Raw genomic sequence first — 26,706 nt, forward strand, 5'->3', positions numbered from 1 at the left:
AAATTGAGTATCTATAGTTTTCAGTAAGAAGAGTTCAATAGTAAGTTCAAATATCCATACAGATAGTAATATCATCAGAAAAAGTGTATAATTACAAGGAAAGAATTCGATGAAAAAATTTATCTATGCAAAAAAGTATTGATGGATTGAGAGGGGATCAGTATGAGGGTTGACAAAACTTGCAAAACTTGTGGATTTGACTCTAATGGTGTGTGTGGTATGTATAGCACATGTAAGGAAGACGAAGAGTGCGATGACTGGGAAGCTTCTTTGGAGTATTATACGGAGATTACGAAAAAAGCACCTTGGTATATTAAGGGACCTTATGATAGATGTAAAATAAGTTATGAAAAATTTCTGGATCTTTTACAACAGGATGAACAGGGAGTCGATGTAGAAATAAATATTTATGATGCGATTGAAAAGGTCTATGAATTAAATTCAGTAGAATTAGCAGGGGTATTAGATGTGTCTATGGGAGTGCTGGGATATGCCAGCACACAAAAAACGATACCAAAGAGAAAAAGACAATTTTCAAGCAGGCTGCATATTCCGGAAAGCTTCTTTGATAAGTTTTTATCTACACAACTGGATGCATTAAAGAAATGTAGAGAAGAATTTCGTGATTGTTATGGGGACGAGCTGATAGAAAAATTTAAGCAAAACGGTTATGCTGCAATGGAAGCAAAGATAGAAAAACAAAATGCAGTCGATAAAATAAAAAATGAAAAGTACAGGGAAGAAAACCAGAACAGATATCAGTATAAGGAGAAGACAAAAATGTACCATGATCTATCTGATGATTACAAATCCAGGGACTATGTTATTGCGATAACCTTAAAAGAAGGCGATTATTATGGAAATATATTCTATGAATACAGCTCTGGAGGATATGGCTTGTCTGTGGACATAATGGAAGATATTTTGCAATTTATTGAAAATCTGGATTGTGAAGAAATCAATGAGTTAAACGAGGAAGGTCTCTTAAATAATAATATAGCCTTGCAAGCAGACATAAATGGCAAGGATATTCATTTTGAACTGAGAAATGATGCAGGGGAAAAGCTGGAAAAAACAATCCCGGAAGATGAACTGCAAAAATACATTGTTGGTTATGAAATGATCCGGTGCGATGGACGTGGAATGAAAAAGGAACGCAGAAAATGTGGTTCCTGCGAAAATTTTACACCGATAGAAGGCTGTGCAAAAGGAAACTGTTCTGTTAGAGGTGATATCATTCAGAGAAGCAGAATTATATGTTCCCATGATTATGTGTTGAAAGCAGATAAAGTATTATGTTAAAATCGTCTCGTACTATCAATGGAAAAGATGATTGTATAGATTTACTATAGGAATTAGAATATATAAATTGTAAGGATATATTGTGTGATATTGCACTTTATATGATAAAAACAAGATAAAAACGCAATGCATATTTTTAAGATATGCTAGAGCTGGTAGGTAGCCCAGCCGTCCTATGTAAATAGGGTAAGTAACCTGCCCCTCCGGGTTGTCCATTCTTTGTTCAATTCATTTTAGGAGGGATTTTTATGGACAAAACAAATGGAAAACTGACGGTATATTTTGAAGAACCATTTTGGGTAGGCGTATTTGAGCGTATTGAGGATGGTAAATTATCTGTAGCGAAGGTAATATTTGGTGCAGAACCAAAAGATTACGAAGTGCAGGAATATATTCAACAATACTATTTCAGTTTGAAATTCAGTCCGGCTGTTGAAACTGTTGTAAAGGATATAAAAAGAAATCCGAAACGGATGCATCGAGAAGTAAAAAAGCAGACAATAAGAACAGGTATTGGCACAAAATCGCAGCAAGCATTGAAATTACAGCAGGAACATAACCAACAGGAGCGTAAAGAGAGAAATCGCAAGAAAAAAGAGGCGAAAGAACAGCGAATGTTTGAATTGAAACAGCAAAAGAAAAGAGAAAAGCATAAGGGGCATTAAAAGCCTCTTGGGCTTTAGCCCAAATCGGAATTGACCGAGCACATTGGGCGAGGGATACTTCCTATTTGAAGGGAAAGAAGATGGAATTGAAGAGTTTAGAAAAACTTGAATTTAAGGAGCATATAGATGAAATTAGCAGATTTAGCAACAGGTTCTGATTGGATAGTGTGGATTGTCTTTGCAATATTTGCTGTACTTTCTATAACTTTACTTTCTGGACACGGGAGCTGGTTTATTTCTGGATATAATACAGCTACAAAAGAAGAAAAGGAAAAATATGATGAAAAGAAGTTATGCAGAACAATGGGAATTGGAATGTCTATTATAGCAATTCTTGCATTAATTATGGGCTTGCTTGAAAATATTTTGCCTGCATTTTTTGTATATATTGCATTGGGGATTATTTTGATTGATGTCGTGGTAATTATCATTTTGGGAAACACGCTATGCAGAAAGTAATAACTTCCAGTTAGTTGAGATGTTGCAAAATTTGGAATCAGGAGAGAATAAGAATGATTAACAATTTGATGTACATTGAATTAAAAACGGGATATTCTGATGATGGTCCGGCATGGATTGGATATGTCAAAATTTCAAAAAGTAAGAAAACAATCTATTTTAATGACCATGCCTTTCAGAAGAATATCGGTAACTATGCAAATTATATAGATATTGAGAATGGTAATAAATATTGGATTTCCGGACTGAAAAAGGAAGAGAGCAATCGTCATTGGGCAGGACATGGAAAGATTATGATTGATCGTAGAGCTGTTAATGAATACCTTTTCCTGATTGGTGAAAAGGAATTGCCATTAAATCTGTTTGAAGTAGTTGATATTGAAGATAGATTTCCGGTTAAAAGAGTAAAAGAATTATTGAATGAAAAGAAATAACAATGCCAGCAGTCTTACAATATTGAGAATAAAAAAATTGTGACATTCTCACACATGCGTGCTAATATGATTATAGAAAAAGAGTATTACTGCTAGACGGTTAATCCCCATACTTAATTGATAAAAAATAACCGTTCAGTTTTGCGAGGCTGGTGACGGTTATTTTTTTGTCTTGTTATTATCTTTGCCGAATACCTTTGAGTAACGAAGGAGTGAGATATATGGAGCAATTATTGATTGTTGAAGATGATATTGGTTTGAATCAAGGTTTATGCAAAGCACTGAAAGTAGATGATCGGAAAATCATTTCCTGCAAAGACCTGAAAACGGCGAAGGAGCAGCTGCTTTGCGGCGGTGTATCCCTGATCCTGTTGGATATCAATCTGCCGGATGGCAGTGGGCTTGAATTGCTACGGGATGTCAAGGAAACCACACCCGGGATTCCTGTTATTCTGCTGACTGCCAATGATACCGATCTGGACATCGTGGACGGACTGGAGAGGGGCGCTGATGATTACATTACCAAGCCCTTTTCTCTTTCGGTTTTGCGGGCAAGAGTGAATACCCAACTGCGAAAGCAAGCGTCAAGCCATAAAAATGCACCGATCCATATTGATCTATTTCACTTTGACTTTGAAGCAATGACCTTTTATGTGGGAGATTCAAAAGTGGAATTAAGTAAAACAGAGCAAAAATTACTGCGTCTTCTTGTTGAAAACCGCGGTCAGACCATGACGCGTGGAAACCTTATAGACAGGATCTGGACAGATGGCGCAGAATATGTGGATGAAAATGCTTTGTCTGTTACGATCAAGCGTCTGAGGGATAAGCTTGGGGCACAGAAATACATTAAAACCGTCTATGGAATCGGTTATAGCTGGGTGACAAAAGATGAATAAAAGCGGCATCGTGATCATACTGTTGTGTTTTCTGGCGGCGGTAGCTGTTGTATTATGGGAGCGGAGAAAGGTCAGAAAAACGATGGAAGAAATCGAAAGGATGCTGGACGCTGCCATGACCGGTTCTTTTTCTGAAATCACTTTTGATGAAAGCCAGCTGTCTGCTTTGGAAACAAAGTTTGCACACTATCTTTCTGCCGCAGAAGCATCTTCTCGAAATATGGCACAGGAAAAAGACAAAATCAAATCCTTGATTGCGGACATTTCCCACCAGACGAAAACGCCGATTGCAAACCTGCTGTTATACAGCGAGCTTTTGATGGAGGAAACTCTGCCTGCATCGGCAAAGGAAAACGTGGAGGCACTGTACAAACAATCGGAAAAGCTACGATTTCTGATTGATTCTCTCGTAAAACTTTCCAGACTGGAAAATGGGATCATTTCACTTTCCCCTCAGCAAGCATCACTTCAGCCGCTGCTTGAAAGCGTAGTAGAACAATATGCCGCCAAGGCTTCTGGAAAAGGATTATCCATATATCTGTACGATACAGATATTTCCGCTACATTTGACTTCAAATGGACAGCGGAAGCACTGGCTAATATTGTAGACAATGCCATCAAATATACGGAGCATGGAACAATCACGATTTCTACCGTAAGTTACGAAATGTTTACAAGGATCGATATATCGGATACCGGTTCAGGCATTTCGGAAAGTGAGCAAGCGAAAATCTTTGCCCGCTTTTATCGTTCAAAGTCAGTTCAGGAGCAGGAAGGGGTCGGCATCGGCTTATACCTTGCCCGACAGATTATATCCGGCGAAGGCGGTTATATCAAGGTTGCTTCCGTTCCGGGAAAAGGAAGTACGTTTTCCATATTTCTGCCGAAATAACAACAATTCTATCAAAATTGTTAGATTTCATTTTCCGCCGGAAAGAATGTGGAAAGAATCCTGTGCGATAATCTGTATGTATCAAAGGAGCATTTCCTTTCATACATACAGATTTTTTCATGGAGGTACTTATTTATGGAGGTTTTACAGGCAAAAGACCTGAAAAAGATTTATGGCTCCGGCAATAACGCAGTTCATGCGCTGGACGGAGTGGATTTAAGTGTGCAGAAAGGTGAATTTGTGGCGATTGTCGGCACATCCGGCTCCGGCAAGTCCACGCTGCTGCATATGCTGGGCGGGCTGGATCGCCCTACAAGCGGCACGGTCATGGTGGACGGACAGGATATTTTCTCCCTGAAGGATGAAGCCCTGACCATCTTCCGCCGCAGAAAAATTGGCTTTGTGTTCCAAGCATATAATCTTGTTCCGGTGCTGAATGTGTATGAAAATATCGTTCTACCCATTGAGCTGGACGGTGGCAAGGTCAACAAGGATTTCGTGCAGCAGATTGTACAGACCCTTGGGCTGGATGAGCGTCTGGATGCGCTGCCCAATCAGCTTTCGGGCGGTCAGCAGCAGCGTGTGGCAATCGCCCGTGCTTTGGCAGCGGCACCCGCTATCATACTGGCAGATGAACCGACAGGTAATCTGGATTCCAAAACCAGCCAGGATGTATTGAGCCTTTTGAAAGTCACCAGTCAAAAGTTCGCCCAGACAATCGTAATGATTACCCACAACGAAGAAATTGCGCAGATGGCAGACCGCATTATCCGTATCGAAGATGGTCGGATCGTCTCCCAGAACTAACGGGAGGTGGCTACGATGAATGTCAAAAACAAAAAATGTATTCGGAAGCTCAGCTTAAAATCCCTTTATGCGAACCGCCGCCGTAATCTGATCGCCATTTTTGCCATTGCGCTGACAACGCTGCTATTTACGTCCATGTTCACCATTGTCTTGTCGTTGAACGCCAGTTATGAAACCTACCAGTTTCGGCAGGTAGGCGGCTATGCACACGGCACCTTTAAAGATGTTTCCCCCGAGCAGGCGGAACGTATCGCTGCCCACCCAAAGGTGAAGGCTGCGGGGGCACGGAAGGTAATCGGTATCACTGCGGAAGGTGTCTTTTCCAAAACGCCGGCAGAGATCAGCTACATGGACGCCAACTGCACTAAATGGAGCTATGCCACCCCCACTACCGGGCGGATGCCCGAAAGCGGCAAAGAAGTTGCCATGGATACGGCAGCGTTGCAGCTGCTTGGCGTGACGCCGGAACTGGGCACAGAGGTCACGGTTTCCTATTCCATCACGGACAAGGATCAAACCGCCTTTGCTGTAACGGACACCTTTACACTGGTGGGCTATTGGGACTATGATGAACTAATGCCTGTTCACTACATCAACATCAGCCGTGATTACGCAGATGACATCGAAGCGCAGGCAGTGAAAACAGGGTTACAGCCCTTCCGCACCGATTTGAATGTCATGATGGCTTCCGGCACAAACATTCAAGGGCAGATGGAGCAGGTGGATACCGATCTTGGCTACACATGGGACAGCTATACCGATCCCAACAGCGTCCGAATCGGTGTCAACTGGGGATATACCTCATCCCAGCTGGAGTCGCAGCTCGATCCAGAGCTGATGGTCGCCATAGCAGCTTTTTTGCTGCTGGTGATTTTCGCCGGGTATCTTATCATCTATAACATTTTCCAGATCTCTGTTGCGGGAGATATCCGGTTTTACGGACTTCTGAAGACCATTGGCACAACGCCCCGGCAGCTCAAACGCATCATTCGTCAGCAGGCACTTCTGCTTTGTCTGATCGGTATTCCGGCGGGGCTGCTGCTGGGCTACGGCATCGGTGCTGTTCTGGTACCTGTTGTCTTGCGCTCCACCCAGTTGGATGCGGGCATCACCACCATCAGCACCTCTCCTGTGATCTTCCTTGGTTCTATGCTGTTTGCCCTGTTGACGGTGCTTTTGTCCTGCTCCAAGCCCGGAAAAATGGCAGCCAGGGTCTCTCCGGTGGAGGCTACCAAATATACGGATGTGATGCAGACTAAGAAAAAACAGCGCAGCACCCGGGGAGCCAAGCTCCATCAGATGGCCTTTGCCAATCTGGGACGAAACAAGAAAAAGACGGTGCTGGTGGTGGTGTCTCTGGCACTGTCGGTGACACTGTTCAATGCGCTGTGTGCCTTTGTGGGAGGCTTCAGCATGGAGAAGTATGTATCCTCCATGACCTGCGCCGATTTTATCGTCAGCACTCCCGACTATTTCCGTTTCAACCCGGCAGATGAATTCATCACGCCAGAACAGATCGAGGAGATCGCAGCAAACACAAAGGCCAGTCTTTCCGGCACGGGATATGCTGTGCGAAAAAGCGCATACCTGTGGATGACGGAGGATGCTCTGCGGCAGGACTATGCAAGGTACGAAAGTGCCGAGCAGTTGGACAGCCATATGAGCCGCATGGAGCACCGGGGCAATATGGTGATGGGAGATACCAGAATCGAGGCTCTGGATAACAGTCTGTTTGACAAGCTGCAAGTGTTCGACGGAGATATTTCTCCTATGCTGGAGACGGACAATAACGCCATTGCCATTGCGGTTTCTTTGGATGATTACGGCAATCTGCCCAATCCTGAATACTACCCCAAGGTGGGAGACACGATCACGGCTACCTATGCGGATGATGTGAAATATATCGACAGCCGCACCGGGGAACTGTGCAACGAAGACACACCGGAGGAGTACCTTCAGGCAAAATTGTATGGGGCCAGAGATGTAGAGTACACGGTCTGCGCCTTGGTAGAACTTCCGAACTCCATGGGTTATCGTTATGGTGGTATTGGATATAACGCAGTTTTGCCTGTGGACACCGCACAGAGGGACAGCGGTGGTGCAGTCGTTCCGATGCTCTACCTGTTCGACACAGCGGACGAAGCTGACGAGGCCGAAGCAGAGCAATATCTGTCAAAGCTCACGGCCGGTGAGTTTTCGCCCTTGATGTATGAAAGCAAAGCCACGGTTCGCTCTGAGTTTGCTCAGTTCCGGCAGATGTTCCTTCTGATCGGTGGTATCCTCTGTGCTATCATTGGGCTGGTGGGACTCTTAAATTTCTTCAACGCCATGATGACCGGTATTCTTTCCCGCCGCCGGGAATTTGCGGTGCTTCAGGCTGTGGGAATGACGCCCCGACAGCTCAAAACCATGCTGATCTACGAGGGGTTGTTTTACGCAATGTCTTCCGTATCGGTGGCCTTTGTGCTTTCACTGGCGGTGGGACCTCTTGCGGGGAAAATGCTGGGCAGTATGTTCTGGTTCTTTGAGTATCGGTTCACCGTTCTGCCTGTCCTGCTGACAATTCCGGTATTTCTTCTGCTTGGGTGGCTGATTCCCTGCATGATGTATGATAACGCAGCGAAATGCAGCATTGTAGATCAGTTAAGGGATGCTCAATAAATCAAGCGTGACCGTTGCAAGGAATAAAAACTTACGGTGAAACCGGTCATCAGCCCGATCACTTCCCAGGAGAAGGTTACTTACAGTTCTTCAAATAAGAAGATCGCGACGGTAAGTTCCAATGGTGTGATCACAGGAAAGAAAAAGGGAACAGCCTATATCACAGTGAAATCTGGAAAGATCCGTAAAAAAGTAAAAGTAGTTGTTAAATAAAAATGATTCAAGCAGGAGCTGCCTTTCATGAATACACATGGAATGGCAGCTCCTTTTTTCATTTTTTGCATGTAGTTTTATTTGCAGAAGTAGATTACGATATTAATAGTTGACCAAGAGAGAAGAATGTTTAGATAATATGTTATAGTGATAATGGAAGCATGGTAACAAAAAAATTATAAAAATAGAAAAAAAGTGCAACCAAACAGAAAAAAATACGTTCTATATAATAGAAAACATTAATATGGCACACTGCAAATAACCTATCTGCATAAAAACACTAATATACAGGGGAGAAATGTGATATGGAAGATACACATATTATAAATTTATTTTTAGAAAGATCAGAAGATGCAATTCGCCAGGTAGAAGTAAAGTACGAAAAATTTTGCTTTAAGATTGCATGGAATATTTTATATAACACAGAAGATTCAGAAGAATGTGTAAATGATACGTGGCTGATAACGTGGAATAAGATTCCGCCTAAAACGCCAACAAAATTACCTGCATTTCTTGGAAAAATAACCAGAAATTTGGCATTGGACAATTTCAGAAAGAAAAATGCTTCAAAAAGAGCAGATACACATATGATGGATATTTGTGGTGAAGTGGAAAAACTGGAAAATACAATAAAGGATTATGTGGAAGAGGATATAAAGAAAAAGGAAATTTTGAATATTTTAGAAAAATTTTTAAGTGATTTAAAAGCAGGGGACAGGGATATTTTTGTCAGGCGATATTGGTATATGGATAATATTAAAGACATTGCAAAAAGACATGGATGCTCTGAGACTAAAATTAAATCTAGTCTTTTTCGAAGCAGAAACAGATTATGGGAAGAGGTGAAAGAAATCATATGAAAAAAGAAAACAATTTTTTAGATCTGATGGGAGAAATAGATGAAAAATTTGTTTACGAAGCTTCCTTGCCATGGAAAAAGCGAAATGTTAATTTGAAATTAAAATTAGCAAAGATTGCAGCAGCAGGAGTTGTAATAGCATTATTGATAGGAGGTTTGGGACATCCGCATGAGATAAAGGCGGCCTGGGAACAGATTACTTCGTGGATTCAAACTGCATTGGGGATTAATGAAAATGTAGAATCATATATAGATAGTGTTGGAAAAACGATTACTAAAAATGGAATTTCTATTACATTAGATGAAATTGCTGCTGATAAGGAGAATTTATGGGTGGCAATATCTGATAATATAAATGCTTCAAAAGAAAAGGAGACTATTCTACTAACAGAAGTGGAGATAAATGGAAAAGCGGCGCAGTTAGATGGAACATATGCTCTGGAGAAAAAGGAGAACGGAACAGATGGTCAGGTTTGTCATTATAGGTTGGAAGATACAACTATTAAAGATAATACAGCAGATATAAAAATGAAAGTATGGTTATTTAATCCAACAGAAATGGATACTGCTGATACAGAAGATACGGATGACTATATTTTTGAATTTTCATCAAATTGGGAAGAATTAGAGAAGAATACAATAAATGTAAATGTGAATAAAAAAATAACGATATCTCCAAATCAAAATCTGACGATTTCAAAAATGAGCTTAAACGATTTGGCAAGTACAATTTATGGAAATTTGGATAATAAAGAATATGAAGATTATTATTTAATAGGAACCGACGATAAAGGAAATCAGGGGCTTTATAGAATGACAACTTATGGAGACACGGAGACTGTGTTTGAAGAAAGCAGAAATAATACAAAATATAAAGGAATTTCTCCAAATGCTAAAACGGTAACATTAGAATTATATGTAAATAAAGAAGAAAAAAACAGAACAACATATAAAAAATATGAAACAGGAATAGAAGATACTTACGGAGAAGGCGAAGGACGTGTTTATGAAAGTGATGAAGATCCTCTGGATTTATATAGCCAAGTGGAAGGAAAAATAGAAATTAAAATCAGATGACAAAAGAATAATTTGACCGAAGAGAGGGAGGAGATACCGCAATTGGATATTTTTGCTGTAGAGATAAAAAAAATAACAATAAAATGTTTGGTGGTACATTTAAGATTCGTATAAATAAAAATGGTAAAATTACATTTCCGTAAGTAATAAGAGAAGTTGATTAAATCTTTGAAAATCGAAAACACCAAATATAGCAAAAGCACGATTGACGCCAACAATATCTTGTGTTAATATGATTGTGAGATTTGTATTTGTATCTGTAGACACAGATAAGAAACGCTGGTTCCGGATCTGACCGGAAGTAAAACATTAAGGAGCCAAAAGCCTCCTGCCTTTGTAATGAATAAGGTCATTTAGAATGAAAATTTCTAAATGGCCTTTTTTTGTTGCAAAAATATGGCAGACAACAAGTACAGATCAGCAAATAAGGAAAGGAGGATCACAAAAAAACACAAGGAAACTCAGAATGCAAGGAGGGCGTTATGAAACGAAAAAAGATGGAAAAGGAGGTTGTGCACCTTCTTGAATGGATTATCGAATATCCAGGAGTATGGCAGATTGTATGTAATCCAGATGGAAAAGAAACAAGGGCATCTTCTAATCGAAACCGTTCTGACCGTGCAGAAAACCAGCGTTCAGCTTCCAGAAGCACCAGAAGTGAAAGAGCAGCAGAAATGGATGACCGTGACTATGACAGGGAACGTGAAGGTGGAAGATACAGAAGCAATACCAGAACAGATGCATCGGATGACAGACAGAGATCAAATTCTGGCGGGACAAGATCCAGAGGAACTTCGGCAAGAAGCCGGGAGCGTAGTCAGGATATTGATGACCGGTACATGGAAACAGATGATGAAAAACTGGATTTTGACTGAGCAAATCATAGGAGAAAATGCTTATGATGGAGAAAATGAACAAATGGTTGTCTGCACATAAAAAGCTGTGCGTGATAACTGGAATTTTTGGTCTGTTAGTATCACCATTTTTATGGCCGGTATTTCTGGCAGTGATCATACATTCCCTTTCACTGGTCATTCCGGTTGCAGCAGGACTGTTTCTCTATGAAAAATTTATTATGAAAAAGGACAAGGAGGAAACGAATGAGAATGATGATGACAACAAACAGCAAAAGAACCATGCAGATGCCCGTAAAGTACATGCAGATGCTGAAAAGACCGAGGATTTACCGAAAAATCATGAGAAGGGATTGGAAACGGTAAATTTCGATAATCAGGAGAAGCAGGCAAGATGCAGGGCACAGGCTGCCATATGGTACGAAAATGAAGGCTTTGAGCGGATCCAGGCGATTCGGAAAACTCTGAAATCTGAAAATCGAAACCGTTTTTCAGTAAACAGGGAAGGAATCTGCAGTATTTCCATTGGAAAAAGGAATTTGGAACCGAACTTCCGACGAACGAAGGCCTGGATGTGGAACTGACGGGAGACTGGAAACCCACAAAATATGGAATGCAGTATAGTGTGAGCAATTTTTCAGTAACCATGCCAACCACAAAAGAAGGTATTCGGACTTATTTGTCGTCATCCCTGATCAAAGGGATCGGACCGGCAATGGCAGCCCGCATCGTAGAAATGTTTGGGGAAGATACACTAAATGTTTTTAATGACAGCCCGGAGAAACTTCTTCAGGTAAAAGGAATTACGCAGAAACGCTTAGATGACATTTTGGAAGGATATCAAAAAAGCAGTGCCATCCGGGAACTGATGATGTATTTGTCCCCTTTTGGGGTGACTCCTGCAAAAGTATCAAAAATACAGGAGAAATTTGGTCCTTCTGCAGTTATGATCGTGAAAGAGGAGCCTTTCCGGCTCTGTGAGGTTCATGGATTTGGATTTTTGACTGTTGACCAGATTGCAGTAAAGGCAAAACATTTCCGTGCAGACGATCCCCTTCGCATTAAGGCTGCTATTTTGCATTCAGCAGGTCATACCGGTGTGGTACTGCTTTGCCGTGAGATAAGCATACGAAAATCGGAAGAAAAAGGCATTGAGGGGAAATTGAGCTGGAATTGAGAAAAAAAATATATTGTGCTTACGTTCTTCATGTACTCTTGTTGTGATTTCATTGTTTTTTATCGTATAATATGGATACTGGAGGTGGTTTGGATGAAATACAAGATTTTAGTTGTCGATGATGATAAAGAATTGGTGAAAATGCTTTGTAGTTATTTTAATATGAAACAATATGAAACCATTACGGCTACAGATGGAATGGAAGCATTAAATAAAATAAAAATGAAACCGGATATTATTTTATTGGATATCAACATGCCACGTATGGATGGGATTGAAGTATGTCGTCTGATACGCAGTAAAGTGTTATGTCCGATTTTGTTTCTAACAGCAAGAGTTGATGAAGATGATAAAATTAATGGGTTGCTTTCGGGTGGGGATGATTATATTACGAAACCATTTAGTCTTCGGGAGTTGGAAGCAAGGATTGTCACAAACATAAAGAGAGAAGAAAGGCATCAACAAAAAACGGAATACCGTTTCATGGATGAAATGCTGATTGATTATTCTGAAAAAATAGTAGCTATAGCTGGACACAGGATGGAGTTCACAAAAATTGAATATCAGATTATTGAATTCTTATCCATGCATCCGGGGCAGGTGTTTGATAAAGAACGTATATATGCACAAGTCTGTGGATATGATGCGGAAGGGGACAGTAGAACGATAACGGAATTAGTACGGCGTATAAGGAAAAAAATAGCGGATTATTCAGAAAAAGAATACATAGAAACTGTATGGGGGATTGGATACCGATGGAAAAAATAAGAAACTTGTCACTGAAAAAAACAATTCTGCTTTATTTTGTGATCAGCTTAACGGTAGCATTTCTGTTATCTGGATTTACAGTTCATTTTGCAAGAAATATGCAGAATAAAATATGGGAAAAATATATTGATTATGCAGATTATACGGACGTGTTTCAGCAATATGGAAAGAAATACGAGATTGAGATATCAAGACCTAATCAATCGCAGATGAATCGTTTGGACTATCATCTTTCGGAAATGTGTGACTTTATGGAAACATATTCGGTACTGATTTTTTCGATTGTTGGGAGTGTTGCTGCGGTATTCTTTTTTTATAAAAATAAGTTAAAGACACCTCTACAGGAACTAAAAGATGCCTCGCAAATGATTGCAGATAATGAACTGGATTTTCATGTGTCCTATGAAAATAAAGATGAGATGGGAACTTTGTGTAAAGAATTTGAAATGATGCGAAGTGCTTTAGCAGATAACAACAGAAAGATGTGGCGAATGATTGATGACGAGAAGGCTTTGCGGAATGCAATTGCACATGATATACGTTCTCCACTTTCCATATTGCGAGGGTATCAGGAAATGCTCTTAGAGTTTGTTTCTTCTGAGAGTATAAAAACAGAGGATGTTATTGATATCTTACAAACAGGCATGTATCAGATTGACCGTATAGAGCATTTCACGGAAAACATGAGAAAAATGTCCCATTTAGAACAGAGGGAACTGCAATGCTCAGAGATTGAATTATCGGAACTGGTAAAAAAGATTGAGGCAGAAGCTGCCATGCTGTCCAAGAAGGAAAGTAAATTATGTAAGGTAGAAAGAGCGCAGGAACAAAACATTGTGAAAGTGGATGAGGAACTTGTCATGGAAGTGACAGACAATTTACTGGAAAATGCGGTTCGATATGCACAAAAAAGTATTGCTTTGCAGATAAAGAAAAAGGATGGTTTTCTTATAATTTCTGTTGAAGATGATGGAATAGGATTTGTGGATACTGAGGAAAAAGTAACAGAGCCATTTTATCATAAGAATCCACAAGATGATTTAAAGCATTTTGGCCTTGGTATGTATATTTCTCGTATTTTCTGTGAAAAGCATGGAGGAAATTTGAAAATATATAATGCCAGACAAGGCGGTGCTCATGTAGAAGCTCTTTTCAAAGCTGAATAAAAATACTTTATAAGGCTGAAATCACAAATAAAGTGGTTTTAGTCTTTTTTGTTGTGAATTTATTGAGAATTGATTTGTATGATGTTGTTAAAGAAATAAAGAAAGGAAGAGATACAATGAAAACAATCATAAAAAGAAGTATACTTGATTATTTAAAGAACCCTGTTTTGTGGATTGGCTTGATTATTATAGTTGCCAGTATGTATCAATGTCTGTCACCGTATTTGCAAATTCATTATATCAAACAGAATGAACAGATCACACAAAATGACGTAGCATTGGAAGATGCTGATGTCATGGATGGGTACATTCCCACATCTGATGATAAAGAAAGAAGAAGGGAGTGGGAAGATACGATCAAAGAGACGTTAATGGACACCTCCAAAAATGGTTTTGGATTTAGCAGGCAGGAAGCAGATCATGTAATGAAAGAAATTCAGAATATGGATGTAAAGACTGCTTCTGAGTTTTTGGAATCCCAATATGGCTATTATAATGCAATATATGCTTATGAGGACCTTGAAATTCATAAGGGGACAGCAGAAGAAATCAATCATTATATCGAGCGGAAATTATCCGAACATTCTTTTTCCTGGTACTTTGCCAAAAAGTTCACGGATTTTGCAGGATTGCATATGGCCTTTTTTGCAACAGTATTGCTATCATTTTTATTTATTCAGGATACACGAAAAAATACCTATGAATTATTACATACAAAGCCTGTTACGGCAATCCAATATATATGCGGGAAAGTAATAAGCGGATTCATTAGTATGTTGGGCGTATTAGTGATTTTGAATGTTATATTCTTTATGCTGTGTTTGAAAACGTCTTTAGAATCGGGATTTCCGGTAACACCAATTGATTTTTGCGTGAATTCTCTGATCTATATTGTGCCGAATCTTTTGATGATATGTTGTGTCTATACAATTACAGCATTAATATTTAAAAATCCGCTTCCGGCAGCACCAGTTTTGTTTTTGCACATTATATATTCAAATATGCTGACCGAGAAGAATGATATTTATTATATGAGACCGTTCTCTATTATGGTGCGATTTCCTGGCAGGTTTTTTGAAACACATGCAGCCAAAATGTCAAATATAAATCAGATTATGCTTGTGATTTCATCTGTTATATTAGTATGTATTTCTGTCATAATCTGGAAAAGGAGGAGGGTTCATTGAAAACGGAACTAAAAAACTGCCTGTCGTTATATAAGATTTTTTATTCATGTGCATTTATACTGATATTGTGTGTTATTCATCCGATTATATACTATGAAGAAATCGGTTCAGCAATTCAGTCTCCAATAGCATTTTTAACAATTATTTTTTGTAGTGACACATATTTGATGGAAGTAAAAAGTAAGCGTGCCGATGTATTTCATTTGTATGATCAAAAAAAGCAGTTAAAAGTAATATCGCAGAGAGTGGGCGTTCAAATATTATATTTACTAATACTTTCCTGTGTTGGATATGTTTTGTTTTTCTGGCAAAAACCGGGCAGTGTAAACGAAGGCATTTCGGGTATTCAGATATTTCTTTTATATTTCATTGCAATGTTTGGAACTATCTGGCTTTGGAGTATATGCTCTGTGATTTTGTGTACATTGCTTCGAAATATGTGGGCAGGTATTGGATGTTTATTTGGAATTGTCATTGGTCTTATATCGAAAGCGGGCAGTTCATTTTTCGGAAATCTGGGATTGTTTTCTTTCAGCTTTTGTGAACCTACTCAATTAATGTCCGAGAGTTGGATTTATGGAACGCTTGTGTCTTTTATATCGGGGCTATTTTTATTTGCAGTATTACCAATGGCTTTAAAGAAAAGAGGATAGATTATGAGTATTAGAATAAATGATTTAACAGTTAGATTTAAAAATGGTGTAGTTGCAGTAAATAAGGCATCTCTTGAAATACCTAAGGGAATTTACGGACTTTTGGGTGAGAATGGTGCTGGAAAAACCACTTTGATGAGGGTTCTTACAACTGTTTTAAAACAAACGGAAGGAATGGTTTCCCTTGATGGAATTCTGTATAACGAGGGAAATTATGAAAAAATACAGAAAAAGATTGGTTATCTTCCACAGGAAATCGACTTATATCCGAATCTTACGGTGAAAGAATGCCTTGTATATATGGGTGGACTATCAGGAGTATCCACAAATGACCTCAAACAAAGAATTACGTATTATCTGGAAAAGACTTCTCTTACAGAGCATCAGAATAAAAAAATGCGGCAATTATCTGGTGGTATGAAGAGACGTGTCGGACTCATACAGGCACTTCTTAATAATCCGGATTTTTTGATTATTGATGAACCTACTACCGGGTTAGATCCGGAAGAAAGAATCAGGATCCGCAATCTTTTGGTTGATTTTTCAAAGGATAGAACTGTGCTGTTTTCCACTCATGTAGTAGAAGATTTAGCAGCAACCTGTACACAGCTTGCCATTATGAAAAAAGGAAGTTTTTTATATTCCGGAAGCGTGAGTGAGTTGCTGGAAAATGCAAAGGGCTGTGTTTGGAATTGTACGGTACAAAATGCAGAAGAAGCCCGTTTGTTAGAAGCCAATTATTCTATTTCATCTAAGCAGTATGTAGAAAATGGAATTCATATGAAAGTATTAAGCAAAGAAAAGCCAAATGAGAATTGTGTCCCGGATAATGATATCACTTTGGAAGATGCGTATATTTATTTGACGAATAGCTGAATATAACGGTGGGCAAGTTGCCCGCCGTAAATTGTACTTATTTTGTTAAAAGACCGGATAGATTTTTTCCAATGGAAAATCCAATCTGTGGATATAACTCCTGAATCTCCTGATATTATTTCTCAATCATTTCCGGTTCATCAGCCCAGAGTTTCTTGTACTGTAGCATAATCAAGAGTACAATCAGAGTTATATTCTTTGATAACTTTTGACAATTTTTGTAGGATGGAGGTTCCCGATATGATGCAGATAACCAGACACTTACATTCCAGACCAATCAGTTTTCAGATTGTGCCATTGCATATAAAGACGTGAAAAAGTCCGGACAGACGGGCAGAAATGACAGTAACGGCACAAAGAAAGATAAACCAACAGGAAATACCCCAACGTCAATCTATTCACCGCAGACAGGTGATACAACAGACTTGTCAGGGTATGTGATTTTGCTGATTGCTTCGGTAACAGTAATCACCGGATGGTTAATCTTAAGAAAGAAAAAATGTAATAAAGAAGATAACGAGCACCCCTGTGGATTTACCACAGGAGTATTTCAGAATCAATAGAAACATATGGCAGGCACTGACTATAAAAGTTGGTGCTTCTTTTTTGACCTTTTTTCAAAAGCAGCTGACATGATTCCCATTGCCACGTGTGATTAGTAGAAAAATGATTTTTTCTGCGAAAATACCGTCCAAACACCCTCTGAAACTTGCAATTAGTGTGGGAATAGTTCATTTTTGCGAAAAAAACTTGCAAAAGGGGGTTGGTAAATATACTTTCAAAAGCTTTATAGGTAGAGGAACAAAATTTTCTCATAATTTTTCAAAATCATGTTCGCTTTTATCTCTCCTAATACAGAGTAAGTAAAGGGACTAACAAAAGTAAAAGAAAAAATGATAAAAATACAAAAAAATATCACGAATTTTTTGCATCATGCCAAGTCATTTGACTTTAGTAATCAGAGGACGTTTTGGAATGTTCCTTCGCTGAACCTTGACAACCGATAAGTGCACCCTGGAAGTCTACCAGGAGTTCTGCCATAACCTTTCTTTTACAGAGAGTGAGCGGAATCATAATGACACTCCCGATGATGGGCGGCTGACCAAAGCCTTATGGTCAGTGGCCTGCTGATGCAGGCAGAGGCAGTCTGAGACGACTGCAGATGACAGGGAAACGCACGCCAGACCGCCGGACGAATGAAACTGATAACAATGTTTACAGGGCGAAATGCCTGGAAAGGAGCAGTTTATGACAGAACTGAAAATGAAAGAAATGCAGATAATCCACTGGTTTGGATGCCCGAATCTGAACTGTACAAAGGAGAGAATCCATCTGGCAGCTATGCTTGCAACGGATGCAGAAATGAAAAAGAATCTTTACAAGGTATGCAGATTCCTCGCAAGAGAAGAAATCGCATATCGGTATCCGAGCATATATGAAATGATTCGGAAAATGTTTTCGCCGGATGATACTAATCCACCGGACGCATGTGCAATGTTTATGCCGGACAATGAACCAGATGATGAAGAATATGCAATGGCAGCGTAGCTGCGGAAAGGACAGTAGCGATTATGAATAAAGTGATTTTAATGGGAAGACTGACAAAGAATCCGGAGATCAAATATGCCGGAAAAGATAATGATATGGCAGTAGCAAGATATACACTTGCGGTAAATAGAAGATATAAACGTGACGGAGAACAGGAAGCAGATTTTATCTCCTATGTCACATTTGGAAAGAGTGCAGAGTTTGCACAGAAATATCTTCACAAGGGAACGAGAATTGTGATCGGCGCCGCATAAAAACAGTTTGATATATCAAAAAAGCAATTTTGAAGGCAAAAATAAAATTCCTGTGAAAATTTGGAGATCTTTACAGAAACAGCTCTGAAATTCTCTTTTATTAGGTATAAGGGATTTATGGAAGTCCTTAAATATACGGAAAAAGGGGAAGACATTTGGAAGAAAAATTGCAGTTGCTTTGGTTGATATTGATCTTTGTTGATTTTGGGCTTATGTTTATTTCATTTCCAATTTTGATTTATGCAATTATTGCCTGACATAAATGTAAAAAAGCCTTTCTGTATATCAGTACATTTATATATGGACAATAATGGGGTTTCTTCCACACGTGCGATTACGCATTACATTAAATCCAAAGAGAGACGGGCTTTTACATTTCGGGGAAAAGAATATAAAAACTTTGCGGAATGTTGTCTTGCATATGGATTGAAGCCAAAGTCAGTAAGTTCTGCAGTTTTTAAGGAGAATCGTCCCCATGCAGAGGTGCTGGAAAAAATTGTCTCTCATGTGGAAGGATGTATCCCACAAGAAGTAATGGAAAAAAAGGAAATTACTGGAAACTATGTAATTCCCAAAAAAAAGGCATCGTGCAAAGGAAGCATTCTTTTATGAAGGGGAAAAATATATTTCGCTGGGACAATGTTGTGAGATATATGGAATTAATGAATCCAGTGTACGGGCCAGAGCCTGGAGGACTCATTGCACATGGGAAGATGCTGTAAAACATTTTATAGAAAAAAGCAGTGTAAACAAGTTGAAAAAGATATTTGTATATAAAGGGAAAGAGTATCAAAGTGTTGCTGAATGTTGTAGGAAATATGATGTTCGTGCTGCCAGTGTTCGTAATCGCACATCATCAAAGGGATGTAGCCTAGAAGAGGCTTTGGATCACTTTATAATGAAAAAGAAAGAGATAAAAAAGGGATTTGTATTCCGAGATAAAAGTTATGCAACAATGGAAGAATGCTGTAAAGCTTATGGCGTGAGTGCAAGTAGCGTATCTTCAAGAAAATACAGATTAGGGTGCAGCATAGAGGAATCTCTGGAACATTTTATAAAGAATAAAGAAATGATAGAAAAAAGAATACAGAAATTTACATTTAGAGGAAGGGAATATCCTAGTCTCAGGGCCTGCTGCAAGAAATATGGCATCGAAGATGCGTGTGTAAGGCAGCGGGCCAGGAACCAAAATTGTTCCCTGGAAGAATCCTTTGAGCATTTTATGACTAGAAAAAGAAAGTATATGCTAAACAATCAGGAGTTTGAATATCGGGGAATCCTTTACCCATCGCTTAAGGAATGCTGTGAAAAGTTGGAGATAAACAAAAACAGCGTAGTAAGTAAAAGTCGTCGAAGTGGATGCAGCTTACAAGAAGCAGTGGAATATTATGTAAAAAAGCAACACACAAAATAAAATTGTATTGACCAGCAGGCAGTCGTTTATAGAATCCATAGGAGAGGAGGAACAGCCAATATCATCTGCCTGCAGATATTGGCTGTAATATATATGATACATAAAAAAACACAAGCAGCAGATAACGATAAGATTCTTATATCGGTCAAGGAAGCCTGTGAACTCTTATGAAGAATAATACCTTCATGGTACGAATTGGGCGAAGAACCCTGATTGATAAGAAAAAATTTCAGAAATGGATTGATCGGCAGTCTTGAAAGGTTTTAGGGGTTGTGTTAAAATTAAGCCCAGTGCCATGCATGATCATCTATTAATGGAAAGAGGATGGTGATGTTATGGGAAAGAATCTAAAAGGTAAAGAAATAGGTAAAGGGATTCGCCAAAGAAAAGATGGGCGTTATGAGGCCAGAATCACAATTAAGGGTTCTGGCAAACCGCCTTTTTCGATTTATGGAACAAACTTGCAACAGTTGAAAAAACAAAGAAATATGTATTTGACAGAAGTTCTTCCGGGAGTCCCGGGCTTTGATTCGAGTATGTCTGTTTCAAAATGGTATGAGAAATGGATGGAACTCTATAAAGTTTTTAAGATCAAAGCAACTACAATAAGAAATTATGAAGATGGTTTTAGAAGAACTGAGGAATACATTGGCTATATGAAGCTGGCAGAGGTCAAACCGGAACATATTCTTAGCATGATAAAGAAACTGGAGGACGAGGGATATGCCCGGACTTCAATAATACAATCATTAAGTGTCGTGCATCAAATGTTTGAGAGGGCAGCTGCCAGTAAAATGATTCCATCGGATCCCACAGCAGATGTTAAGCTTTCTAAAGAGGTACCGGGAGAAACATTGGCAGAACCAGCAGAAGAAAATTTGGATGCAAAAGAGAATTGTCTTAGTACAGTCGAAAGCCACCGTTTTCTGGAAACTATTGAAGGAAACCGTTACGAGGAGCTTTTCTTGATCTTAATGCATACGGGAATGCGTATAGGTGAAGCGCTTGCCCTACAATGGAGAGATGTTAATTTTGATGAAAAATATCTCCGTGTATACAAAACGTTGAACAGAGTTAAATTGTATTATGACAAGCAGGGAAAGAGACTTACAGAGCCATATTATATTACGCAGATTACATCCCCGAAAAAAAAGAAAAGTGTCAGACTGATTCCGCTGCCAGATATCGCAATTGAAGCTTTTAGAAACTGGAAAGAAAAACAGGACCAGGACAAAAAAGCATTAGGCAAGAAATGGGGTGCTGAAAATGAGCTTCTGGAAAAATACCCTGGGCTGATATTTACAACATCTACAGGAATGAGCTATCTTCCTGTCAATGCTGAAGATGAATGCGAACGAATCAAGAATATTGTAAATAAGCAGGAATCACTGGTGGCCAAAAAAGAGGGGCGGGAAGCAGAAATGTTAGAGGTAACTCCGCATAGCTTTCGTCATACTTTTGTAACAAGATGTGTTCAGTCTGGAATGGGGCCAGCTACAGTAGGTAAGATTAGCGGCCATTCTACTCAGAAAATGACAGAGTATTATACGCATCTTGAACAGGGGTATGTGAAAGATGAATACGAACGGTACGATAAAAAATATGGAAAAGAAAGCTAATTTTACTGATAAAATGACAATTTAGGAAGAGGTTTAAATATTTGGAAAAAGCAAGAAACACTGAAGAAGAAAAAAAAATGGGTCAAAAGTGGGTCAAAAAAGAATATGAGGCATCCGCAACCCGCATAAACACTGGGTTTCCGGCTGATACCAGTACATTATCACCGATGATGAAAGAATACATAAAGACCAAAGAAGAGTACAGCGACTGTATCCTTTTTTACCGTCTGGGCGATTTTTATGAAATGTTCTTTGAGGATGCACTGACTGCATCCAGGGAACTGGAAATTACACTTACAGGAAAAGACTGCGGACTGGAAGAGAGAGCGCCCATGTGTGGCGTTCCTTTTCATGCTGCGGAAACTTATATCAACCGGCTGATCGAAAAGGGCTATAAGGTTGCCATCTGCGAACAGGTAGAAGATCCGAAAAAAGCCAAGGGTCTTGTTAAACGAGAGGTTGTCCGCATTGTCACACCGGGAACTACTCTGGATACCATGTCACTGGACGAGTCCAAAAACAATTATCTGATGTCCATTGTCTCCATCGGAGATCATTTTGGCTGTGCAATTGCAGATATCACAACCGGTGACTGTTTTCTCACAGAACTGGATAAACCACAGAAGCTTCTGGATGAGATCAATAAGTTTACACCTGCAGAGATCATCTGCAACGACGCCTTTCTTTTAAGCGGTGTGGATGTAGCGGATCTGAAGGGGCGTCTTGGGATCTGTGTATTTGCTCTGGATCCCTGGTACTTTGACGACCAGCTGTGTCAGAAAACCCTGAAAGAGCATTTTCACGTAGGAAATCTGGAAGGTCTCGGGATCGGAGATTATGACAGCGGGATCATTGCCTCTGGTGCACTGTTCCTGTATCTGAAGGAAACACAAAAAACAGCACTTTCCCATATGGCAAGCATCCGCCCGTACTCTGCTGAAAAATATATGCTCATCGACAGCTCCAGCCGTCGTAACCTTGAGCTTGTGGAAACCATGCGCGAAAAGCAGAAAAGAGGTTCTCTTCTCTGGGTTCTGGATAAGACCAAAACCGCCATGGGTGCAAGAACCCTTCGTTCTTATGTGGAACAGCCTCTGATCGATGCAGAGGAAATTGAAAAGAGACTTGGTGCCTTGGAAGAACTGAACGCAAAACCTATGGAACGTGATGAGATCCGGGAATACTTAAATCCGATCTACGATCTGGAACGTCTGATAAGCCGTATCAGCTATAAATCTGCCAACCCAAGAGATTTGGTTTCCTTTGCCTCTTCCCTGGAAATGCTGCCGTATATAAAGCAGATCCTTGCAGAATTTAAATCTCCGCTGCTTATGCAGATCAACGAAGACATGGATCCACTGTCAGACATTACCGCTCTGATCCGTAATTCCATTGCTGATGATCCGCCCCTTGCCCAGAAGGATGGCGGTATCATTCGGGAAGGTTATAACGAAGATGTGGACAAATTCCGCCGCTCCCGGACAGATGGAAAGAAGTGGTTATCTGAACTGGAAGCAAGAGAGCGAGAACGCACCGGTATCAAGAGCCTGAAGATCAAATATAACCGTGTATTCGGCTATTCCCTGGAAGTTACCAACACTTTCAAGGATCTCGTGCCGGAGAACTATATCCGCAAACAGACTCTTACCAACGCAGAGCGTTACATCACCCAGGAGCTGAAGGATCTGGAGGATCTGATCCTTGGAGCGGAAGATAAACTTTATGCATTAGAATTTGAACTGTTTTCAGATATCCGTGATCAGGTTGGAGCTGAGGTTGTCCGTATCCAGCGTACTGCAAAGGCAGTAGCGGCTCTGGATGTTTTTGCTTCCCTTGCACTGGTTGCACAGAGGAATAACTTTGTCCGGCCCAAGATCAATGAAACCGGCCTCATTGATATCCGAAATGGCCGCCACCCGGTTGTGGAACAAATGATTGAAAACGATATGTTCATTCCAAATGATACGTATCTTGACAACCACAAAAAACGCATCTCCATTATCACAGGACCGAACATGGCCGGAAAATCCACATACATGCGCCAGACAGCGCTGATCGTACTGATGGCACAGATCGGAAGCTTTGTTCCTGCGGACAGTGCGAATATCGGTGTGGTTGACCGGATCTTCACCCGTGTGGGAGCATCCGATGACCTTGCAAGCGGACAGAGTACCTTTATGGTGGAGATGACAGAGGTTGCCAACATTCTTCGTAATGCCACTTCCCGAAGTCTTCTGATCCTGGATGAGATCGGACGTGGAACCAGTACCTTTGACGGTCTTTCCATTGCCTGGGCAGTGATCGAACACATCAGCAATACCAAACTCTGCGGCGCCAAGACCTTATTTGCGACCCATTATCATGAGCTTACCGAACTGGAAGGTAAGCTTTCCGGTGTCAACAACTACTGTATCGCTGTCAAGGAAAAAGGCGACGACATCGTATTTCTGCGTAAGATCGTAAAAGGCGGAGCAGATAAAAGCTATGGTATCCAGGTAGCCAAGCTTGCCGGAGTTCCGGATTCCGTGATCCAGCGTGCCAAGGAACTGGTAGAGGAGCTCAGTGATGCAGATATCACCGCAGCTGTAAAAGATCTGACCGCTCCAAAGAAAAAGCAGAAAATCACCTACGATCAGGTAGATATGGCACAGATGTCACTGTTTGACACGGTACAGGACAATGATATCATTGAAGAGATCAAAAACCTGGAGATTGGAAATCTGACACCAATGGAAGCTTTGAATATTCTCTATAACCTGCAGAACAAAATTAAGAACCGGTGGTGATACCCTTGAAAAAAATTGCAGTTTTAGACCAGAATACCATTGATAAGATCGCAGCAGGAGAGGTCGTAGAGCGCCCCTCCTCTGTTGTAAAAGAGCTTGTGGAAAATGCCATTGACGCAGGTGCTACCGCTATTACTGTGGAGATCACAGACGGTGGAAAAAAGCTGATCCGTATCACGGATAATGGCTCCGGAATGGATGCAGAGCAGGTTCCGCTTGCTTTTCTCCGCCATGCCACAAGTAAAATTGAAAAGGTAGAAGACCTGACCCACATTGCCTCTCTTGGCTTCCGTGGTGAAGCACTTTCTAGTATTGCCGCTGTCTCCCAGGTGGAGCTGATCACAAAGACGCCTTCCGGGATCAGTGGTACCCGTTATGTGATCGAAGGCGGAAAAGAACAGTCTCTGGAGGAAATGGGGGCACCCGAGGGAACAACCTTTCTAATTCGAAACCTCTTTTACAATACACCTGCAAGAAGCAAATTCCTGAAATCCGATATGACAGAAGCCGGTTACATCAATACTCTGATGGAGCAGCTGGCGCTTTCCCATCCGGAAATCTCCTTTAAATATATCCAGAACCGTCAGGTGAAGCTTTCCAGTTCCGGAAACTACAGTGTAAAAGACGTGATCTACAGTGTTTACGGACGGGAGATCGCCAAGGCGCTTCTGGATGTTTCCTATGAAAATGATTTCATGAAGATCGAGGGCTTTGTGGGGAAACCGGAGATTTCCAGAGGAAACCGTACTTTTGAGAATTATTATATCAATGGCAGGTATGTTAAAAACAAGATCATTACCAAGGCCATTGAGGACGGATATAAGGGACTTGTCATGCAGCATAAATTTCCGTTTGTCTCCCTTCGGATCGAAATGGACGGCAATGACCTGGATGTTAATGTGCATCCCGCAAAGAGAGAGGTGCGTTTTGCCAGAGAAACCGAAGTTTATACGGCCATTTATGAAACTGTCCGCAAGGCATTGACCCACAGAGAACTGATTCCTCAGGTATCTGTGGGAAAAGACGAACCGACATCCCGCACAGAACAGATAAAGCCAGGAAATATTCCGGAGCCTTTTGAAGTAAAACGGCGGCAGGAGATGTACGGTCACCCGAACCGGACGGCAAATATAGCTTTCCATACTGCACCGGCAGCTTCTGAAGTACGTACAACGCCGATTCCATCGATACCTTATAATAAGTCGACAAATGGTACCGTCTCCTATGGCTCAGCTGAAACAGCTCACAGTTCTTCAGCTTCTTCTGCAGATAAATACAAGCATGTGGATTCTCTGCGGGAAATCCCTGTATATGGATCGCAGCCTTTTACAAAAGAAGAAGAGGAAATGTTTTCCGGAACATTAAAAGACGGAAGGAATGAAAATTCCGCTGCAGAAACAGCAGATTCTGAAGTGATTTCTGAAAAGCCTGCTGAATCGGCATCTCCTGAGGTAGACAACGAGCCGATCAAATCTCAGGAACAGGAACCGCCAAAACAGCTGGAACTGTTCGAAGAACGGCTTCTTGCTCCTGAATCCAGAAGCCGCCACAGGCTGATCGGACAGCTGTTTGACACCTACTGGCTGGTACAGTTCGAGGATAATTTTTATATCATTGACCAGCATGCTGCTCATGAAAAAGTATATTATGAGCGATTCGTAAAGCTGTTTCAGTCCCAGAACATCCAGTCCCAGTATGTAAGTCCGCCACTGATCGTTTCACTCAGCCTTGAGGAGGAGAATCTGCTGAAGGCAAACGAAAAGTATTTCCGAGATTTCGGCTTTGAGATCGAACCCTTTGGCGGAAGGGAGTACAGTATCAGTGCGGTTCCCTCCAGCCTTCTGGGAATGACAGAAGAAGAGCTGTTTCTGGAAATGCTGGACCACCTCACTGCAGACGGTTCCAAGGATGCCTTTGAAATTTTTGCCTCAAGGCTTGCGACCATGGCCTGTAAGGCTGCTGTAAAAGGCAATCATTCTATGTCGCCTCAGGAAGCTGACAAGCTGATCGATGAATTATTGACACTGAAAAATCCTTATAACTGTCCTCATGGAAGACCAACGATCATTGCCATGAGTAAGACAGAAATCGAAAAAAAATTCAAACGTATCGTGTAAGATACTTAACATAAACGGA

At 40.5% G+C, this 26,706-nt stretch carries 24 protein-coding genes and 1 pseudogene; all 25 read left to right on the plus strand.

Translation table 11 applies throughout. The features are described from left to right. Positions 1-162 precede the first annotated feature (162 nt). The 25 genes and pseudogenes from DWX61_RS07805 to mutL all read left to right on the plus strand — a co-directional run bounded on the left by DWX61_RS07805 (position 163) and on the right by mutL (position 26,687). Complete coding sequence (locus DWX61_RS07805; protein ID WP_118624636.1) at positions 163-1,302, plus strand: hypothetical protein; 1,140 nt, start codon at positions 163-165, stop codon at positions 1,300-1,302. Between the two features lie 248 nt (positions 1,303-1,550). Further along, complete coding sequence (locus DWX61_RS07810; protein ID WP_118253786.1) at positions 1,551-1,967, plus strand: YjdF family protein; 417 nt, start codon at positions 1,551-1,553, stop codon at positions 1,965-1,967. Positions 1,968-2,093: 126 nt separating this feature from the next. After that, the gene (locus DWX61_RS07815; protein WP_114001665.1) at positions 2,094-2,426 is read left to right on the plus strand and encodes a DUF3784 domain-containing protein; all 333 of its coding nucleotides are present in this window, start codon (positions 2,094-2,096) and stop codon (positions 2,424-2,426) included. 53 nt (positions 2,427-2,479) lie between these two features. Continuing rightward, the gene (locus tag DWX61_RS07820; RefSeq protein ID WP_118410626.1) at positions 2,480-2,860 is read left to right on the plus strand and encodes a mannose-1-phosphate guanylyltransferase; all 381 of its coding nucleotides are present in this window, start codon (positions 2,480-2,482) and stop codon (positions 2,858-2,860) included. 221 nt (positions 2,861-3,081) lie between these two features. Further along, the gene (locus DWX61_RS07825) at positions 3,082-3,759 is read left to right on the plus strand and encodes a response regulator transcription factor (protein WP_118624638.1); all 678 of its coding nucleotides are present in this window, start codon (positions 3,082-3,084) and stop codon (positions 3,757-3,759) included. Beyond that, positions 3,752-4,651: a sensor histidine kinase gene (locus tag DWX61_RS07830; RefSeq protein ID WP_118624640.1), complete on the plus strand. Its 900-nt coding sequence runs from the start codon at positions 3,752-3,754 to the stop codon at positions 4,649-4,651. The genes DWX61_RS07825 and DWX61_RS07830 overlap by 8 nt, the downstream gene beginning before the upstream one ends. A 135-nt stretch (positions 4,652-4,786) precedes the next feature. Beyond that, a complete protein-coding gene (locus DWX61_RS07835; RefSeq protein ID WP_118624642.1) occupies positions 4,787-5,458 on the plus strand; it encodes an ABC transporter ATP-binding protein in 672 nt (223 codons plus the stop codon). Positions 5,459-5,473: 15 nt separating this feature from the next. Continuing rightward, a complete protein-coding gene (locus tag DWX61_RS07840) occupies positions 5,474-8,119 on the plus strand; it encodes an ABC transporter permease (protein WP_118624644.1) in 2,646 nt (881 codons plus the stop codon). A gap of 36 nt (positions 8,120-8,155) precedes the next feature. Next, positions 8,156-8,332, plus strand: coding sequence for an Ig-like domain-containing protein (locus tag DWX61_RS07845; protein WP_118624646.1), 177 nt, complete (start codon positions 8,156-8,158; stop codon positions 8,330-8,332). 305 nt (positions 8,333-8,637) lie between these two features. Beyond that, positions 8,638-9,192, plus strand: coding sequence for an RNA polymerase sigma factor (locus DWX61_RS07850; RefSeq protein WP_118624910.1), 555 nt, complete (start codon positions 8,638-8,640; stop codon positions 9,190-9,192). Continuing rightward, positions 9,165-10,268: a DUF4179 domain-containing protein gene (locus DWX61_RS07855; protein WP_118624648.1), complete on the plus strand. Its 1,104-nt coding sequence runs from the start codon at positions 9,165-9,167 to the stop codon at positions 10,266-10,268. The genes DWX61_RS07850 and DWX61_RS07855 overlap by 28 nt, the downstream gene beginning before the upstream one ends. A gap of 482 nt (positions 10,269-10,750) precedes the next feature. After that, positions 10,751-11,143, plus strand: a complete 393-nt coding sequence (locus tag DWX61_RS07860) for a hypothetical protein (RefSeq protein ID WP_118515511.1) — start codon at positions 10,751-10,753, stop codon at positions 11,141-11,143. A gap of 23 nt (positions 11,144-11,166) precedes the next feature. Beyond that, complete coding sequence (locus tag DWX61_RS07865) at positions 11,167-11,706, plus strand: hypothetical protein (protein WP_118624650.1); 540 nt, start codon at positions 11,167-11,169, stop codon at positions 11,704-11,706. Further along, positions 11,697-12,299 carry a helix-hairpin-helix domain-containing protein gene (locus DWX61_RS07870; RefSeq protein WP_243101197.1) on the plus strand — a complete coding sequence of 201 codons (603 nt, stop codon included), beginning with the start codon at positions 11,697-11,699 and terminating at the stop codon, positions 12,297-12,299. Before DWX61_RS07865 ends, DWX61_RS07870 begins: the two co-directional genes overlap by 10 nt. 30 nt (positions 12,300-12,329) lie before the next feature. Further along, a complete protein-coding gene (locus tag DWX61_RS07875; protein WP_004612310.1) occupies positions 12,330-13,067 on the plus strand; it encodes a response regulator transcription factor in 738 nt (245 codons plus the stop codon). Beyond that, positions 13,055-14,233, plus strand: coding sequence for a sensor histidine kinase (locus DWX61_RS07880; RefSeq protein WP_118624652.1), 1,179 nt, complete (start codon positions 13,055-13,057; stop codon positions 14,231-14,233). Before DWX61_RS07875 ends, DWX61_RS07880 begins: the two co-directional genes overlap by 13 nt. 116 nt (positions 14,234-14,349) lie before the next feature. Beyond that, positions 14,350-15,420: an ABC transporter permease subunit gene (locus DWX61_RS07885; protein ID WP_118624654.1), complete on the plus strand. Its 1,071-nt coding sequence runs from the start codon at positions 14,350-14,352 to the stop codon at positions 15,418-15,420. Next, positions 15,417-16,073 carry a transporter gene (locus DWX61_RS07890; RefSeq protein WP_286188062.1) on the plus strand — a complete coding sequence of 219 codons (657 nt, stop codon included), beginning with the start codon at positions 15,417-15,419 and terminating at the stop codon, positions 16,071-16,073. Before DWX61_RS07885 ends, DWX61_RS07890 begins: the two co-directional genes overlap by 4 nt. Positions 16,074-16,076: 3 nt before the next feature. Further along, positions 16,077-16,949, plus strand: a complete 873-nt coding sequence (locus DWX61_RS07895; RefSeq protein WP_118624656.1) for an ATP-binding cassette domain-containing protein — start codon at positions 16,077-16,079, stop codon at positions 16,947-16,949. A gap of 1,248 nt (positions 16,950-18,197) precedes the next feature. Then, on the plus strand, positions 18,198-18,497 hold the full coding sequence (locus tag DWX61_RS07910; RefSeq protein ID WP_242858680.1) for a hypothetical protein: 300 nt from the start codon (positions 18,198-18,200) through the stop codon (positions 18,495-18,497). Between the two features lie 23 nt (positions 18,498-18,520). Continuing rightward, positions 18,521-18,739, plus strand: a pseudogene (locus DWX61_RS07915) (single-stranded DNA-binding protein); the annotation flags it as partial. Positions 18,740-19,505: 766 nt separating this feature from the next. Then, on the plus strand, positions 19,506-20,165 hold the full coding sequence (locus DWX61_RS07925) for a hypothetical protein (RefSeq protein ID WP_147419240.1): 660 nt from the start codon (positions 19,506-19,508) through the stop codon (positions 20,163-20,165). Between the two features lie 335 nt (positions 20,166-20,500). After that, entirely contained in the window at positions 20,501-21,784 is a 1,284-nt protein-coding gene (locus DWX61_RS07930; protein WP_118515497.1) for a tyrosine-type recombinase/integrase, read from the plus strand. A 167-nt stretch (positions 21,785-21,951) separates the two neighbouring features. Continuing rightward, positions 21,952-24,570 (plus strand): DNA mismatch repair protein MutS, encoded by a 2,619-nt coding sequence (gene mutS, locus DWX61_RS07935; RefSeq protein ID WP_118624914.1) that lies wholly within the window; start codon positions 21,952-21,954, stop codon positions 24,568-24,570. Next, on the plus strand, positions 24,567-26,687 hold the full coding sequence (gene mutL, locus DWX61_RS07940) for a DNA mismatch repair endonuclease MutL (protein ID WP_353652867.1): 2,121 nt from the start codon (positions 24,567-24,569) through the stop codon (positions 26,685-26,687). Before mutS ends, mutL begins: the two co-directional genes overlap by 4 nt. Positions 26,688-26,706 lie beyond the last annotated feature (19 nt).

Source organism: Ruminococcus sp. AF20-12LB (assembly GCF_003478985.1).
In the GTDB taxonomy this organism is placed as follows: domain Bacteria; phylum Bacillota; class Clostridia; order Lachnospirales; family Lachnospiraceae; genus Blautia_A.